Annotated in this window: 13 protein-coding genes; 2 read left to right on the forward strand and 11 right to left on the reverse strand. The window is 47.1% G+C overall.

Going from position 1 to position 17660, the window contains the following annotated elements:
- Positions 1 to 126 precede the first annotated feature (126 nt).
- On the forward strand, positions 127 to 333 hold the full coding sequence (locus DXA13_RS10415; RefSeq protein ID WP_181995608.1) for a hypothetical protein: 207 nt from the start codon (positions 127 to 129) through the stop codon (positions 331 to 333).
- Between the two features lie 111 nt (positions 334 to 444).
- Here DXA13_RS10415 and DXA13_RS10420 read toward each other — a convergent pair whose 3' ends face one another.
- The 8 genes from DXA13_RS10420 to DXA13_RS10450 form a co-directional block, all read right to left on the reverse strand.
- Positions 445 to 1542 carry an HRDC domain-containing protein gene (locus tag DXA13_RS10420; RefSeq protein WP_118244158.1) on the reverse strand — a complete coding sequence of 366 codons (1098 nt, stop codon included), beginning with the start codon at positions 1540 to 1542 and terminating at the stop codon, positions 445 to 447.
- Between the two features lie 86 nt (positions 1543 to 1628).
- Positions 1629 to 3356: a GGDEF domain-containing phosphodiesterase gene (locus DXA13_RS10425; protein ID WP_181995609.1), complete on the reverse strand. Its 1728-nt coding sequence runs from the start codon at positions 3354 to 3356 to the stop codon at positions 1629 to 1631.
- A 44-nt stretch (positions 3357 to 3400) separates the two neighbouring features.
- On the reverse strand, positions 3401 to 4471 hold the full coding sequence (locus tag DXA13_RS10430) for a cobalamin-dependent protein (RefSeq protein WP_118244163.1): 1071 nt from the start codon (positions 4469 to 4471) through the stop codon (positions 3401 to 3403).
- A gap of 44 nt (positions 4472 to 4515) precedes the next feature.
- Positions 4516 to 5529 carry a transglutaminase domain-containing protein gene (locus tag DXA13_RS10435; RefSeq protein WP_118244165.1) on the reverse strand — a complete coding sequence of 338 codons (1014 nt, stop codon included), beginning with the start codon at positions 5527 to 5529 and terminating at the stop codon, positions 4516 to 4518.
- Positions 5530 to 5711: 182 nt separating this feature from the next.
- A complete protein-coding gene (locus tag DXA13_RS23075) occupies positions 5712 to 6545 on the reverse strand; it encodes a response regulator (RefSeq protein WP_347559815.1) in 834 nt (277 codons plus the stop codon).
- Positions 6476 to 9097, reverse strand: coding sequence for an ATP-binding protein (locus DXA13_RS10440; protein WP_347559816.1), 2622 nt, complete (start codon positions 9095 to 9097; stop codon positions 6476 to 6478). Before DXA13_RS10440 ends, DXA13_RS23075 begins: the two co-directional genes overlap by 70 nt.
- Positions 9094 to 10368 carry an ABC transporter substrate-binding protein gene (locus tag DXA13_RS10445; RefSeq protein ID WP_118244168.1) on the reverse strand — a complete coding sequence of 425 codons (1275 nt, stop codon included), beginning with the start codon at positions 10366 to 10368 and terminating at the stop codon, positions 9094 to 9096. The genes DXA13_RS10440 and DXA13_RS10445 overlap by 4 nt, the downstream gene beginning before the upstream one ends.
- A gap of 232 nt (positions 10369 to 10600) precedes the next feature.
- The gene (locus DXA13_RS10450) at positions 10601 to 11353 is read right to left on the reverse strand and encodes an AraC family transcriptional regulator (protein WP_118244170.1); all 753 of its coding nucleotides are present in this window, start codon (positions 11351 to 11353) and stop codon (positions 10601 to 10603) included.
- A 125-nt stretch (positions 11354 to 11478) separates the two neighbouring features.
- Here DXA13_RS10450 and DXA13_RS10455 point away from each other — a divergent pair, with 125 nt between their 5' ends.
- Positions 11479 to 12105 (forward strand): hypothetical protein, encoded by a 627-nt coding sequence (locus DXA13_RS10455; RefSeq protein ID WP_118244173.1) that lies wholly within the window; start codon positions 11479 to 11481, stop codon positions 12103 to 12105.
- Here DXA13_RS10455 and DXA13_RS10460 read toward each other — a convergent pair.
- The 3 genes from DXA13_RS10460 to DXA13_RS10470 form a co-directional block, all read right to left on the reverse strand.
- Positions 12072 to 12896, reverse strand: a complete 825-nt coding sequence (locus tag DXA13_RS10460; RefSeq protein ID WP_243009071.1) for an alpha/beta hydrolase — start codon at positions 12894 to 12896, stop codon at positions 12072 to 12074. The genes DXA13_RS10455 and DXA13_RS10460 overlap by 34 nt on opposite strands.
- A gap of 19 nt (positions 12897 to 12915) precedes the next feature.
- Positions 12916 to 14637 carry a DUF2156 domain-containing protein gene (locus DXA13_RS10465; RefSeq protein ID WP_118244177.1) on the reverse strand — a complete coding sequence of 574 codons (1722 nt, stop codon included), beginning with the start codon at positions 14635 to 14637 and terminating at the stop codon, positions 12916 to 12918.
- Positions 14638 to 14942: 305 nt separating this feature from the next.
- Positions 14943 to 17660 (reverse strand): S-layer homology domain-containing protein (locus DXA13_RS10470; RefSeq protein WP_181995611.1); only part of this gene is annotated, 2718 nt, incomplete at its 5' end.

Here is a 17660-nt window from a genome sequence, read left to right on the forward strand (position 1 = left end):
CATCTCTGAAACGAATCATTTCATCCTCTATCTCCGACCAGTGCCCTTTCAGTTTCTGTATAACAGAACAAAGTCTTTTCTGGAAAGTGAAAAAATAATTTTAAAAACCTCTGCTAGAAGTTGTGATTGACCCGCCCACAGCTACCGGCTGGGTCAAGAACGATTCCGGCCACTGGCTCTACTACAAAGGCGGAACTGCCTTCACCGGCTGGAGAGAAGTTGACGGGAAATGGTACTTGGTACTACTTCGACGAGAACGGCGTTACGGCTGTGAATACCACCATCGGCGGCTATATCATTGGCCCGGACGGGGCGTGGAATGAGAATACCTAAGTTTAGATAAAACACAAGAGGGTGCAGCAAAAAGGAATAAAGTATTGCCACTGATACCAGATATAGTGACTTAGCCACTGCCTGGAACGGAATCTGGTATCAGTGGCACAGCTAATTCGACTTTTTGCTACACCCTCTTGCATCAACCTTGTATTTCTCGAGAATTTTCAACAGATCATTGCCATATTTTCCTGTTTTTACTTCTCCAAAACCATCTACTTTTTTTAACTCCTCAAGATCCTTCGGCATCTTTGCAATCAAATCTTTCAGCTGGCTGTTGTTACAGATAAAGTATGGCTTTATGCCTTCTTCTCTGCTCTTTTCCCATCTGTACTTTTGGAGTTCTTTATAAATATCACTTTCTTCTATGGGAATCTCCCCTTCTTCTTTGTTTCCATTAACTGCATGGGTTTTTAAAGCATTGGCGTTTTGTGTTATAGCTTCTGCCTCTTCACCCTTTATTCTGTATCGCTCATACTTCGCAGTATAATCTTTTTCCACTTCCTTGTGCAAAGCGAGGTACGACTGCGCCACTTCCAGAAGCCCCCTGTCTGATTCTGCAATTTCTTTTGACTTATCATGCAGATCTTTTATGTATTTAACCAGCTGGTCCGAACGTATGACTTTCTCTTTTATCTCTTTTTTCGCGTACTTCGCATTTAATACGGTCTTCGGATTCGCTAATACGACTACTGATTTGTTAAAATCATCAAAATATCGTTCCGCCATCATTTTTGATACAATATTCTTTCTTTTGTCTATTTTAATCTTTTTAAGCAGCTCCAGATGATGCTGGTTTTGAGTGATCGGAGAATAAATCCCTTCCTTCTTTTGTTTCCCGCCAAAATTCATCGTACGTATGAAATCGCCTGCACTATTAATCTCAATATTACCATACAAATTTTTACATTCTATAACGATAGCTATCTTTCTTGTAATCACAAGATAATCGATCTGCGCGCTTAAATCACCGTCTTCCAGATACAAATCGTGTAAAATATAAATCGGCATATGGCTGTTTTTCAATTCAAAGGCAATATTCTTTTCACCAATAATCCCGTATTCCAGACATTTGATATCCTGCCTTATAATCGATTGTCCCTCCGGAGTAAGCAGCGGTTCCAGTTTTCTTAAATTTTCCAGCTGAATTTCTGCTGTGTTGCTCTCCTTCAGAAATACAGGCTCTTTCATTCTATTTAAAAAATCCATATCTCTTTCCCCCTGATCTATTCAATAGAAAGTCATTAATGAAATAAAGCGCCGGGCCACAAACAAAACTCACAGCGTCCCCGTTTCTATCGCTCCATTTTCTGTTCTTTATTGCCCGATTTCGTGATTCTGCCTGAGGACAAATATTTTCGGAAGTCTTCCTCCTGCACAGGCTTTCCATAAAAATAGCCCTGGGCATAAATGCATCCCATCTCCTTCAGAAGTTCAATCTGTTCTTCCGTTTCGGCACCCTCCGCAATTACCTGGAGCTGCAGTTCTCTGGCCAGATTGATGACGAACTGCATAACTCTCTCTCTGTGTTTCAAATCATCACCCAGTCTCAAAAATTCCAGATCCATTTTCAGAACATCAATCGGCAGTTCAGACAGTGTATTTAAAGATGAATAACCATTGCCGAAATCATCCATCTCAATGATAAAACCATATAGCTTTAAGCGCTCTGTCACAGCAAGAAGCGGATGGGAATCCAACGCATACGCCGATTCTGTAATCTCCAGGTGCATATCCTCCGGCTGAAGACCATAACTGTCTACAAGTTCTTTCAAAACCTCCGGCAAATCAGAGTGATAAATATCGGCTCTGGATACATTTACCGATACCAGAACGGAAAAACCGAAGTCATTTTTCCATCCCTTGATAATTTCGCATGTTTTTCTCCAGACAAACAGATCCATTGAATAAATAAATCCATTTTTTTCAAATATTGGGATAAAATCACCAGGAGAAATCATTCCGAATTCCGGATGCTTCCACCTGACAAGCGCCTCTGCTCCAATTAATTGTTCTGTTCCAATCTCTACTTTCGGCTGTAGATATACCTGAAAATCTTCCCGTTCCAGCGCTTCCATCATCGTATTGATAATCTTCTGCTCCACGATCATTTTATCGCGCAGGGACTCATCATATATGGCAAATCTTCGGTTGAAAATGCCCTTTATGTTATTGGAAGCAAGCATGGCACGGTCGCACATTCCTGCAATTCCAATTTTCCGGTCATGAATCTGATAAACTCCATATTTAATCTGCAGCCGCATCGGTATTGGATAATGTTCCACCAGCAAATCGATCACACGGTTAAATTCACCATACCATTCTTCCATCCGCGGTGCAAGTATGTAGAATTTATCAGCTCTGGCTCTCGCAAACAATGTTTTATCCCTTACCCGCAGTCCCAGAAAACAGTTCGCCAGTTCTATCAGAAGCCTGTCCCCTTCTGCTGTTCCGAATGTATCGTTTACCATTTTAAACCGCTCAATATCTATAACAATAATGTCAAAAGCCTCTGACGGGCGTTGATTCAGAGTCGCAGCTGCCCGTTCAAAAAACGCATTCTGGGTATAGAGATTTGTTAACGGATCTCTTTCCAGGATCTCAATGGCACTCTTCGCTTGGCGCACTTCCTCCAGAACCATTTTCAGCTGTTCATTTGCCTTGGCAAGCGCCCTTTGATAGTTAATCAGCTGATTGTTTACCTTCTGAATTTCGTAATAGCTTTCCTCGTAAGGTTCCTGCTGAACAATTTCCAGCTCGTCGATCAGGGATATGTACATTTTCATCAAATCCTGTATTTCTGTGAGATTTTGCAGATCACACATCAGAAACAGCATTTGCTTCCCCTTTATTTTGAGAGCAACCGATACCATTTTCTGCTCTTCTCCAGCCATTTTAAGGCGCGCGGAAACAACCTGTTCCTTACAGGCGTCCAGCAAACGGTCAAACGCCTCTTGTTCCGTAAACAGCTGTCGTATATTCTGTCCTTTATTTATCATCAGAATCGGGATGCTTTGAATCACTTTATTTATTTTTCCTTGTGTATCACATAAAGCTTCGTATCCGGTCATATCCTTCTTTGCAGCGTATTATTCGCCCATTTTACAAGGTTTCTTGCATCCTGCGTATATACATCTACTCTCCATTTCTTCCAGATTTCATTTGTGGTCTCAAACGCATGACCGCCGACTGCAATCTTCACCTCCGGGTGAATCTTTCGAATCTGCATCACCGCCTCTTTACAGAGCCCCAGATGCTGAGGCATTGTTACGGAAAGCGCTATTAATTTTGGATGGTATACATCTACAGAAGATAAAATGGACTCTGTAGGGACGGCCGCACCTAGATAAATGCTGTCCCATCCGTCATATTCAAACAGATCAGCTACCATACGCGCGCCCATTTCATGAAGTTCACTGCCGACACAAGCCACCAATACTTTTCCATTTTTTCTCTTCTGTCTGAAGATAATGGGATACATCTGAGCCAGCGCGAGCTGCGTTGTCGAGGTGCAGTAGTGCTCTTTATCCACGGTTATCAGATGATGATGCCACAGTTCACCGACTTCTCTCATAGACTCGGCGATAATATCCACATAGATATCTGTCAGAGGAATCCCCTTTTTTACATATTCCGAAACCAGATACACCGCTCCCCTGGTATCCGATCTCAGAAGACATTCCAGATACTGTCTCGTTTCCTTTTCATATCTTCTGGGAGCCCGGAACACAGAGCTGCCGGCATTTTCACATTCCTCAGCTGTAACCTGGCTGGCTTTGTTAATCAAACGCTCTATCCTGTCCAATTTCTCTTTTGCCGCAGTCTGCTTTAAGCATTCCTTTACAAGAGCATAGTGTTCCAGCATTTGATCCTTTATTCTCTCCCTGCTGCAGTACGGCATCAGAGGGCAAAGCAGCTGATACAGCCATCTGGCATAATATTCAAAAATTTTCTCGTCTTCCAGTTCCAGAGCTGTATAAAGCACGTCCATATTGTATATTACATCCTGATACATCTTATTCCTGGCCGCCTCATTCAGCTCTTTGTTCAGCTCCGGATCAGACTCCAGCTGACGCTGAAAAACCTCATTGGTCAGCCTTAGAAATTCCGGATTGCGGTCGACCTGCAGTAACCCCATATCCAAACCTCCTCCTATAAAAGCACTTTTCATAAATCCCCGCCCTATCTCTCACCCTCATTAGCCTCTTCCATTACAACCTGCTCTCCATAATGATCGCCTGCAAAAGTCACCTGCATTACTGCCTGAGGCCAGTTCAGGCTGATTCTGGCGTGCATTTCTTTTTTAAGCGCTGCCTCTTCTACTATGGACAGCAGTTCAGACAGCACCTCCCGTGTCAGGTGACCTCCCCTCCAGTGGAAAATCAGTGATTTCCCCTTTCGGACAGCCTGTTGGGCGCGCTTTCCCACATCCTCCATTTTCGTAAAAGAAAGCTTTTTTTCCTTGTAGTAAAAGTGATCTCCATCGCTGCACTGTGGCAGTTCATACATCGCCGGTTCATGGTCTCTGAAAAACCGTTTGTCATCCAGATTAAAATAATCATAGCGAACCTCTCCGCCATGGCTTAAACTGTTGTCAAACGTGGCATCCAGCTGGTAGTAAGAACCTCCGATCCTGACAACATTCCAAGCATGGCGGTACTTGATATTCTTATCGGGATTCGCTTCTGAAACGGCTATTATACACCAGATTCCCAGGGCGTCGCAGAGTATCTTCACTGATTTGGCTATGCCTTCGCAGACTCCCACTCCCTGACCCAAAGGACCGATGATCTCGTGAGAATACGGTTTTTTCAGCTTATCATAGCGAACGCTGCTGCAGATGAAGTCGTGTATATACTGTTCCTTTTCCAGTTCCGTCATAGACAGCGCCGGTCGGACCAGTTTGGATACTCTGGCATTCATTGCCTTCTGGTGTTCTTTTATTTTTCCCTTATCAAACAGGTATTCCGGTATCATTTCCACATTTTCCGCATGTTGATAAAAACGGTAGCGGAATCCGACGCCATAGAAAATCTCCGGCCAGTCCAGCCGCAGTTTAAAAAATATATCCGTCAGTTCCCGGCCGTCCAGCCTGGGAACTGAAAAGGAAGGTTCCAGAGCAGTCAGACCAGTTTTTATGGAATGATAAGCGCTCTGCTGTATTTTGTTCATCTGACCGTAATAGTATGGTTCCATGCTGTTCTCCATCCTGATATTATGAAAAGAGAAGGTGCTGCAAAAAGAATAAAGCATTGCCACTGAGACCAGCTGCAGTGGATTGGCCACTGTCTGAAACGAAATCTGGTATCAGCGGCACAGCTAATTCGACTTTTTGCAACACCCTCCCTCTATTCCTGCTGCCGAAAAGCGCCGTTCTCTTACTGGCCGTCCCTTCTCTCAGCAGTCTCCGGGGTACCGGTTAAATATTTATGCATCATCTGCTCAAAACGCATGATATTGATCGGTTTGGCAAAATGTTCATTCATTCCTGCGCGAAGAGCGGCGCGGACATCTTCTTCAAATGCATTGGCAGTCATTGCAATAATAGGCAGCGCTGCAATATCATGGCGGTCTAAGGAACGAATTGCTTTCGTGGCCTCATACCCATCCATTTTCGGCATCTGAATATCCATTAATATCATATCGTAATATCTCTCCTTCGATTCCGATACCATTCGCACTGCTTCTTCTCCGTCACACGCCTCATCTATTTGTATGCCTGTTTCTCCGATCAGCTCTCTTGCAATCTCCCTGTTTATCTCATTATCTTCCACCAGTAAAAGACGTTTTCCTGTATAATCCGGCTTTTCATCAGAAAATACCTGCCTGATCTGCTGTTTATCTCCGCTCAGTCCGCTGAGCAGGGAAGAAATCCTGGAACGGTAAATCGGTTTGGATAAAAACGCAGTTACTCCGGCTTCTCTGGCTTCATTTTCTATTTCCGTCCAGTCATATGCTGACAATACGATCAGCGGAGCTTCGGCCCCCAGTTTTTTTCTGATCCGCCTTGCCATATCCACTCCATTCACATCAGGCAGCTTCCAATCGACAATTATCAATCGGAAAGGATCACCTGCCTCAGCTGCCCTTAGAATTGTACGGACTGCCTTTTCACCTGTCGTATCATATTGAACACGCAGATTCAGCTCTCCCAAAATCTCAGCGGCGTTGCGGCATATCTGTTCATCGTCGTCTGCCACCAGGCAGCGCATCCCTGCCCACTCCTGAGGCAGTTTTTCCTGGCATTCCTCCTGCTGCTGCAAAGGATGGTAACCGTAAACACCGATCCCTGTCCCGGCGTGCTTTCAACAGTTATATCTCCATTCATTAAATCCACCAGATTCTTTGTAATTGCCATTCCCAGTCCTGTGCCGGCTACTTTACTGCTTGTCGAATCCTGCGCCCGTTCAAACGGCTGAAAAATCTTTTTCAAAAATTCGCTGCTCATACCGATTCCGTTATCCGCACAGAGGAATACATAATTCTGGAATCCTCTTCGGAATCCTTCCATCTGCCTCGCTTCCACTCGGACAGTCCCGCCTTCCGGCGTATACTTTACAGCATTGCTCAGGATGTTAATGCACACCTGCCTAAGACGCAGGGAATCTCCTACGACATTCTCATTTTTCAGGGCAGACAGCCGCACTTCTGTTTTCAGCCGTTTTGCATTCGCTTCAGGCAGGATCAGATCGACCGTATCTGACACCAGCTCTGCGAAATTAAATGGCTCATTTTTTATAGACAGTTTTCCGCTCTCTATTTTTGACATATCCAGCACGTCGTTGATCAGGCCAAGTAGATGGCTGCTGGACAATTCGATCTTTGTTAAACATTCCATCACGCGGTCACGGTCATCCAGATGAGACGCTGCAATAGCTGTCATTCCTACGATTGCATTCATCGGTGTCCTAATATCATGGCTCATATTTGATAAGAACTGGCTCTTGGCTACGCTGGCCGCCCGCGCGCTGTCCAGAGCGCTCTGAAGCGCCTGGCGATGCTGTTCATGCTCGTATCTCTGTTCGTCGATACGCCGCGAAATAAGAATTGCCAGCTTATCCTCTGAATACGGATTGTCCACATTAATAATCTGAATGGATGTCCAGTGATATTTTCCATCCATAAGCTTCTGTTCTGTCTCTATATAAACTTCATTTTTCTCAGGTCCAAGCGCTTCCCTGAGATTGTCCAGTGCAAATTTCTCCTGGAATTCGTCCCTGCTTCCCGGATGAATCGTATACAGAATGTTTCCGAACAGACGGCTGTATTGCTTTTCTTCCCCAAGACCTATCATCAGATTCTGTTTCACGTATATAAAATTAAGCGTATCCTTCGTCAGATTGATGCTGATTATAACAGGATAAGCATTGGATATGGCTCCAACAAGGGTGATTCGCTCCTGAAGCTTTTCCCTCTCCGCAGCTTCACCAGCCAGTTTTTCAACTGTAATATCATGAAATGCAGCAATCAACACCGGAATTCCATTTTCATCCAGTGTTTTTTCAATCATACCGTTCGCCCAGAACCAGCCGCCTTCCAGCCTGACCATTCTCGTTTCAAATCCATGTTTCTGGCCGTCTTCAGAAGCTTTTCTGAAAAGTTCTTCCATCTTCCGGTAATCTTCCGGGTGGACCGTTTTCTGAAGTTCAGTTCCCTTTGGCGCATTGTTTTTGGCACCTTCCGGATACCCCAGCAGGCGCAGTCCCTCCTGATTCAGCTGCAGAAAACAATTCGGCGTTTCTGCTGTAATCAGGGCTACGCCTTCTGGTATCGCATTGTACAGATGACCGATATAATCAGCCTGATTTTTCAGCCTTCTGTTCGTCCTGTTGGCATATCGCATATAAAATGCAGCCAGCGCGGAGATTCCAAATATAATACTGACAATGAGTGCAAGGGAACGCAGCAGAATCGCATTCGTCTGAGCATTTACTACCTTTTGAGGGATAATCGAAATCAAATGCCAGTCCGATCCCAGCTTCAGCGGTATATAGCAAAATACCGTTTTCTCATTCTGGTACGTAAAAACTGCCCATCCTGTTCGTGAATTTTCCAAAGACCGCCTGAACTCGGTCAGGCCATCTGAAGAATTTTGTGATTCCGGAAGCATATCAAAGATATTTTTAATCGTTTTATTGCTGTTCGGGTGAGGGGAACGGATCAGGATTTCACCTTTTGCATTTACCACATAGGAAAATCCGGAATTATTATAAAAGGACAGGCTGAAGCTGTCGGCAATTTCGTCCACCTCATATTCCTTAATCAGATAGCCTTCTGTCCCATCCGCCATCTTTATCTCTATAAAAATATCGAACACGTTCACTCCTGTCACACTGCTGATGTGAGGATTGACAACGCCTTCCGGCAACCCGCTTTCAAACAGGGCTTTTTGGGCTTCCATGTCCATCTGTGTCCCCGCCGGAATGCACGTGCCGTCTTTCAAATACAGGCTGGTACCACTTTCCGTCTGCGAATATTCAGACAACATTTCCTCCACGCGAGCTCTTTGTTCCCTGTCTTTTCCAGACAACTCATTCAGATGTTCTGCTGTGGCTCTCAGGGAATTATAGTCGTCGATCAGCTGCACTCTGAGGGTATTGCAGCCCTGCCTGGTACTCTCCATAATTGTACTGACCGACTGCTCCCAAAGCTGCTCCTTTACCTCCTGTATAAAAGAAAAGGTCAGGAAACCAAGAGCCGCAATGACAACTACAGCCGCAAGAGCAATCTTTTTCTTGATGCCTGCGGTGCTCTCTCGTTTCATTTTAATCCCCTTTCCTGTATCGTCTCATCCATCCAACTCATAGCCGACTCATTCGTCTCACCGGACAGCAGCTTTTCCGATACCTGGGCCGTCAGCTCCCATATGGGCAGGTCCAGCTTTCCATCCGCTCCAATCACAATGCTGCCTGACTGGTAACAGGGTATTAATGGCTGGATTTCTTTGACGGAAGAAGGACTCCCGCCTTTCAGCGGGCTGAATGAAGACTGCTGATCCGCAAATTTCTGTATATTGTCCGCCTGTGTAAAATATTCTACAAATCTTTTTGCAGCTTCCAAATGCGTGCTGTCCGCATTGATGCTAAGACGCGTATCTGCATTTATGACTAGCATATTCCCATCCTCCAAAATCGGATATGGAACGACCTGAAACTCGAAACCCGGCTGCATATTTTCCACACGTCCTGCCGCCCATGCGCCTGTCAGCATAAACGGAGCGTTTCCTTCTGTAAATTCCATAAGATCGTCTGATGTTTTCTTTGTATGCAGCGCTTTTTCTCCATCGATAAATCCTCTGTCTATCAAATCCTCAGCCATGGAAAAACCAGGAGACAGATACTGGCTCAGCTGATCTTCTCCCCTGTTCAGCCTGTCAAATGCTTCTGCCTGTCTGTTATCACGGTACAGTGGATAGAATCCCTTACCGATCGCAAGGGTTTTTAAAGAGATATCATTGTTGGCGATAATCGGGGTAATTCCAAGATTTTTAAAATACGTACAGCTGTCTTCCCACTCCTGAAAGTTTTCAGGCGCCTTCTGTCCATGTTCTTTTAAAAGATCCATATTGCAGTAAAGTCCAAAAACGGACACCGTTGTAGGGACCCAGTAGATCTTTCCGCCGTTCTCCATCTGGCTGAGCATTTGATCCGTATATCCTGAAATCGTACTGAGCCCGGACAAATCTGCCAGCTGTCCTGTTGCTTCCAACGCCAGCACCGCATCGTGATTCACCATAAACACATCGTCGCCTTTTCGAGCTGCCATCCGCTTTTCCAGGGCCTCATAATATTCTGATCCCTTAAGGCTTTCATAAGACACCCTGATATCCGGATTCTTTACCATAAAATCCGATATAATTTCCTCAATAACCATAACATTTTCCGGTTCATACTTATTTCCAAAGAAAGATATTTCTGTAACCTCTTCCTGTGATTCCTCATAATTCACCACTGAACTTTCGTTTCTGCAGCCGGCAAGTACAAGAACCGACACGAAAAGCGATGTGCACAGTTTTATTTTTCCTTTTCTGCTCATATGCTTACTCCCCAATATTGATGCAATGTTGCGCCCGGTTTTCTGCGGTTATCGCAGAAAACGGTATGCGCAGGTATAATGCCCGCCCTGCGGTCATTATACCACATCCGCTCCTGTTAATCTATCTTTTTGAAAGCGATTGCGCAGTTAAGTCGTATGCGGATGAGATGGGGCAGTCCTACCCGAACCGGGTAAAGCTGCCCCATCTCATCCGACCATCTGATTTAACTTTTTATTCAAATCGTTCTGTTGTTTCTGCCTGGCTGTACCGGTCCCGGTACTGTTTGGGAGTCAGTCCTGATTCAGCCTTTAAAAGTTCTGTAAAATGGCTCTGTGATCCCAGCGCCAGAAGGCTGCAGATATCCAAAATTGAAAATTCCGAGTACTTCAGCATGTTCTTGGCCGTATCCAGCTTTTGATCCCTGATATAGTCGGAAATCGTACACTTCATTACCTTTTTAAACAGCACTGACAGATAATTAGGATTTAATCCCACGTATTCTGCCAGGACAGGGACTGTTATTTTTTCATGTAAGTGGCAGCAGATATAGTCAATACACTGTTTTACCGGTTTTGAATCAATCGTCCTGCTCTTAATCGCCTTCATTCGTTTGATATAATCAGAAACCATCTCCAGATACAGATCATTCAGCTCCTCAACCGCATTACATTCATCTGCCTTCTGGATATACAAATCGCTTAGGTCATAAGCAGTCTGATACGGCATTCCCCCCTGGATACACGCTCTGGCTGCCTGTGCTGTCTCAACCACAAAAAGATACTGCTTATTTCTGAGAGGATTCCGGGACAGCGTACCATTATGTGCGCCGGTAAACTTTTCATATCCCAGGTCAGCCGCGGAGGCGTCTCCGCGCTGAATCAACTCGTATATACGCCGTTCATCATCGTATGTATGATGAATAAACTGACTTTCCCGTCTTACATAGGCCAGATACACCAGTTCCTTGTTCTGAACACGCTTCACAGTCCCATTCCCCTTTTCTTTAAAGTATATAATAATTATGATATTTACGCAACAAATCTGATAGATGGTTTCCACTGTGAAAGATATGATAGAGAAAATAGGATAGAGAAAAAAGGAGATTATTTATGCAGTGGACGATACGAACGAAAGCAGGCTATAAAAGAATCGCTGTCATGGTGTCGGGAATTATCCTCCTGGGCCTTGGCATCTGTCTATTTAAACTTTCCATGCTTGGAAATGATCCGTCGAGCGCGATGATGATGGCGATCGGCAGCCGGATACAAGTAAATTTTGCAAAAGCTCTTCTTGCCGCCAATTGTCTGTGGTTTTTGGCAGAATGGGTATGGGGAAGATGTTACCTTGGACTCGGAACGTTTGTCAACTGGTTTGGTGTCGGAACCATCAGTATGGCCTTTACGGAACTGTTTACCCATATATTGCCTGAACCGGAGTCCTTCCCTCAAAAGCTGACCGTCATGGTAATCGGTATGCTTGTTCTCAGCCTGGCCGCCTCTCTTTATCAGACGGCCGATCTGGGCATCGCTCCTTACGACAGTCTGGCGCTCATGTTGCAGGATCGTCTTCCACTTCCTTATTTCTGGTGCAGGATGGCAACCGATACGCTGTGCGTAATCATCTGTCTGCTCTTCGGTGGTCTTGCCGGAATCGGAACCCTTGTCTGTGCTCTGGGGCTTGGACCTTTTATTCAGTTTTTCAATCACTTTATATCGGAAAAACTGGTGGCGGACTGACCGCCGGGAACACGGCGTTCTAAGAACATCCAAATGTAGTTCATATACTGCTTTTCTTTCTTCAAAAAAGCAGTATGCGTTGCCCTCCTGATCAGCTTGAGATCGCTGTGAGGAATCATATCTGCCATCCATCTCGTATGGGACGGGCGGATCAGGTCAAGCATACCTGCAAGCAGAAGGACCGGTGCTGTGATCTGTCCCAGGCGATCGGCATTCAGACGCGGAGAATAGAGCATCAGCCCGGCCAGCTGCCGTCTGTAAATCAGTTTTTTTCTCAATTTTAAGCTGTATGGAATATGTTCCAGTATACAGGTCAGCAGATATTCTGCCATGATAAACAGGCGTACAAATCGGTACAGCCCGGAGGGAAGCGCATTTCCGCTCACGGAAACCACAGCGGCCGCCCGTTCCGGATGGCTGCTGGCCGCATCCAGAGCCACGTTCGCACCGTCGCTGAAACCGAGCAGTATCGCCTTACCTATTCCCAGATAATCCATCAGGCACACCAGATCCTCTGCCATATCTGAAATTAAAAGAGGGATTCCCTGTTTTCTGCGTTTGATTACGGATTTTCCATGACCGCGGCTGTCAACCAGGATTACCTGATATTTTACCGCCAGTTCTCTTGCCTGCCGATAAAATATCCTGTGAGATTCTCCATTCCCATGAAGCATAATCAGAGGCATGCCTTTCCCGTAAATCTCATAATAAAGCCTGATATCCTTCGTATGAAAGTAGCCTTTTGTCCCCCGCTTTGCCGTCTTTCTTTCATTTTCTTCCATTTTTTCCATCACTTCCATTTCCGCCAAATTACCGCCCGTCTTCCGTTTTCTTCCGCTGAATCCTTCCCTTCAGAAAGGAACGGACATAATCCATGATTCCTTTGGGATTCTGAATCCGCACTACGGCATAAAACATGTTCGGCGTCGGAATTTTCGGAAGATATGCATAATACTCCGGCAGCCACTCGGTAGGGCTGTATTTTTCCTTCGCCCTGTATAGATCCTGAAATCCGTAACAGTCATTCAGATGGTGATATACAAATTCCAGCAGCCTCTGAACGGCGCCGCCTCGTTCTTCCCCACTTTCCAGACCGGCCAGCGGTGCCACTCCCAGACTTGCATACTGAATTCCCTCTTCTTTAAACTTCATCAAGGCTTCATACATAATTTTTTCAAGTATGCCGCCTGGCGCTTCGTCTCCATGCCTAGTTACATCTGCCATATAACCTTTCATTGCGTCAAAAGGGACGAAGACGATAAACGCGCACATTCTTCCAGCTCCGTTCAATGCGTAAAAATACCGTTTATCCATGGGATTGTCAAATCCCACTCCGCCCAAAGTAAATGACAGAAGGCTGCTCTTCTTTTTTGATATCCACTCTTTGGTAATCCTGTTAAATTCAGCTTCCAGCTCCCGATCCTTCTTTCTGTTAATCTCGTATTCATGTACAGTCACTCCCGCATTTGACGCATGATTGATGTTCATACGCATTTTCGCCCCTTTTTTACCGGAAATACCATAATCTTTGAGGCGGAACCGGGCCTCTTCCCCGCACTTGACGATACCAAAGCCCTGCTTTTTATACTCTTCTAAAAAATGGTCCGTAATACTGAGAAAAAACAGATTATGCGCACTCCTCAGACAGAAGTCCTTGAACTCATTCAACAGGACAGGAAAATCATCGTCGGCGCATATGGGATCACCATTGATAACAATTGTATCACGCACGACTCCATAAGGAATAACACCGTCTGCCTTTTCACCAAAGTACCACGTTTTATCTTCTTCCAGCGCCAGATAAGAACACGGGTTCTGGCCGTAAAGATTTACAAGCGTCCTGGCATGCTGAAAGTCATTTCCTGTCCTAATCTGTTTTTTAATCCATGGTCTGGCGGCATAGGAAAGAGAAGCAAAAATGCAGATCCAGCTGAACCAGACCATCGCGGTTTCAAATCGCGTCACATTGCGGGAAGACGGGTAAAGACTGCTGGTATTCACCCCAAACACAGTTTCGACGGCATACAGCAGGCTGTCGGTAAAATGGAGCTGTTCCCCGGAGGATACTGCTGCTTTCAAGTCGTGGTAGCTGATTCCTGCGTTCACCACGATGCCAACCATTGAAAAAAGCAGAAAAACTGCCGCCTGCACTGCAGTTCTCTTTCCTGGCGGACAGCAGAAATCTTTTCTGCATACGATAAGCACGGCCAGTACGGGTACATTCAGAATCATAAAAACAACTGCTTCCGGCTGCCACAGCATAGAGAAGCTTCGAATCAGGTTCACCGTACAAACAACTGCCGTAATCAGCCAGGATACCCGCTTTCTCTTCATCAATCCGAAGGAAGTGCCGATCAGCATGATGGAAAAGGCTCTCTGTACCATCCTGTTCGTCTCCATCATCTCATGCATAGCTGCTGATATCCCGGATACAGGAATAAAACTGGCAATAAACATCATGGCTGCCGCCGCTGTGATCATGTATATTGCAGCATTTTCAATTCTAATTTTAACCGTCTGTTTCTGCCCCATCTTTTCACCCGTGTAAGCCCTCAGAATTTTCCCACAACAGCAATCCCCACCGATCTCTCATCTTAATCCTTATCTATTTATTCAGAATAAATTAGTAACTTTCCGATTTTCTATATGCCTTACAAAGAGTATAGCATAATCAAAGCCCGTCTGCATTTATATCACGTCATTTGTTTTCATCATAGCCTATCGCCAGTACCCATTTTTCATAGATGCCTCCTTTCCAAGCCGTACACAGGAAAGCCGTCGTCCCCTGATGGCGGACGACGGCTTTCTTAATGTCTGATGTTTAGTATAGCGGAAAATCAGGATTCTTTTCTTGCCCCATCCGGTCCTACTTCATAGCCGTCCACTTTAGTATCTACTGCCATAGCTCCGTCTTCAAAGAAATAGTACCATTTTCCGTCAATCTCTTTCCAGCCGGTGGAAGCTCCGCTGCTGGTATAGAAGTACCATTTCCCGGTGGCGTCCTCCCGCTTCCAGCCTTCGTGCATTACGCCGTCCACGCCAAAGTAGTAGCGCAGCCTGCCGATGTTCTGCCAGTCAGAGAGGGCCTTGCCGTCCAGATAATAGAGCCAGTGGCCGGAATCATTCTTTACCCAGCCCGTGGCCATAGCCGGCTCGATGATGGTTTCCACGAACCGGTGCAGCACCGCCGAACCTTCTGCGCGGGTGGCGTTTCCCTGCGGATCAAAGCGGTTGCCGTCCTTGGCCTGGATGATACCGGCCCTCTGCATAGCGGAAACTTCCTTTGTTACCCACGCGCTGATGGCGCCGCTGTCTGCAAAGGCGGCTTCTTTCAGGGGTGTGGGAATGGAATAGCCCATCTGTTCGGCATAGTTGGTCATGATGACCGCCATCTGCTCCCTTGTCACGGCTGCATCAGGACTAAAGGTGGTGGCCGAGGTTCCGTTGACGATCTTTTTCTGCGCCGCCCATTTTACCGCGTTGGCGTAGTAGGCGTCAGCAGATACATCACCGAAAGCCCCGCCTTCACCGGATACTTGCGGAGTTCCTGCAAGCCGATACAGTGCTGTCACGAACATCCCCCTTGTCATGGTGCTGTCAGGAGAGAACAGGTTGTTCCCCGTACCGGAGAGCAGTTTCCGCGCCGCCACAAACTCCATATCCTCTTTCGCCCAATGGCCCTCGATGTCAGCAAACACCGGCACGGACGTCTTGTAAGCCACGCCATAGATGGAAAAATGAGGAACGTCGGCCAGCATCTTGCCATCCGCATAGCTGGACATGTCAAGCCAGGTCACGGTGCCGCTGCCGTCCACATAGACCACGAACAGGCTTGCAGTGGCTTCTCCCGCCGCAGGCAAATGATTCAGGGCGATGGAGGCCGAGCCTGCCGGGAAGTTTACATTGGCCGTGACCGAATCTCCATTACTGTCCTGATAACTGACGTTAAAGCTGTATGCCGGGCGGGCGCCGATGAGCTGCGCGGCCTCCGGGTATGCGCTGATGTCCGCTGGGGCGGCTGCAAAGGAGATATTGCCGGCCGTGGCTGGTACCGCCGCTAAGATGGCTTTCAGCGCCGTCGGGTCAAATGTCATTTTCACCGTGTCGCTCTGCATGGTCAGGCTTTTGCCGGAATCTATCAGCCGCTGCAAATCAGAACGCGAAACGGACTGACCGATCTGGTTTCCGCCGGATGTGTAACTGTCCTTTAGAGCTGGTGGAGTATAGGTGCCGCCTCCACCTCCGCCCCCGCCGCCTCCGCCGCTGGAATTGCCAGTGACTGTTACTGCCGCGACATTGCTTGTGGATGTGGCCGTCTTTTGGCCGGTTGCACGATTATTGGTGTTGGTGACAACGATATAGTAATAAGTCGTGCCTGTTGTCCCCGTAGGAGCCGTGTAGCTGGCCGAGGTTGCGCCTGGAATCTCTGTGCCGCCTGTATTGCTGTCCGTGGCGTTGCTGTACCACTGGTAGGACAGTATGCCGCCATCAGTTACGCTGGCGGCTACGGTCAGGGTGGCGATTTCATTTTGCATATAAGTGCCGCCCCGGGGCTGTTGTGTAATGTCAGGTGTTTCCGCGTTAGTCAGTGCCTTGACCGTCACTTTAGCCCAATAGCTTTCAGTGGTAGCGGTGTCATTATGATTTGTGTTGGTTACCTCAACACAGTAGTCGATGTCTCCCACTACTTCCGTGGGGACTGTGTAGCTGTCCGAAGTTGCGCCTGGAATCCTTTGAATCGCGGCTACATTATTTAGCGAGTACCATTGGTAAGAGAGCGTACCACCGTCCGCAATATGGGCAGCCACAGAAAGTGTGACCACTCCGCCCACATATGTGGTTTGATCCTGCGGCTGGGAAGTGATCTCAGGCTTTTCCGCAATCTTAGTTCCATTCTCACCGTAATGTGTGAGGATACCGTCCTTGTCGATAAGGGTGCAGTTTTTGTACTCCTGGCTTGCGGCGTTGGTGCCGATGCCTGTCATTTCCAGAGTGGCCCCGTCTGTGACGGACAAGCTGCCGCCGTTGTTGTTGTATCTGCTGCTGCCTACATCATTGGCATATTGGACGCCGGTCGCCGTCACGCTGGTGCGTTGACCGGAGATGGTAACAGCAGCGCCAGCGCCTTTGTAACCAGCGCCACCGCCAATGCCGGTATGGCCGGCGGCCGTGACCATACCGCCGGTAATTGTGACAGCGCCGCCCGCGCCGACACCGCCGCCGCCGATACCGCTGCCGCCGATACCGCTGCTGCCGATGGCCGTGACCGTGCCGCCGGTGATAAACACCTGGTAATTATCATCTACCATGCCACCGCCGCCGGTAGCATTCACCACCGCGTTGCCGCCAATTCGGATGATTCCGTTGCTGTCGGTGGTTAAATACGAATTGCTGATTTTGTCACCGCCAACAGCGGTAACATGGGCGTTGCCGCCAATGGTGATGGCGCCGGAGCCGCCGCTGATGCCGCCGCCGACGCCCGCGCCGGCGCCGCTGCCGTTGGCTATGACCGTGCCGCCGGTGATTTTAATGGTGCCGCCATTGCCTTCCTCGCC

This window comes from Clostridium sp. AM58-1XD (assembly GCF_003464085.1).
In the GTDB taxonomy this organism is placed as follows: Bacteria; Bacillota; Clostridia; order Lachnospirales; family Lachnospiraceae; genus Lachnoclostridium_A.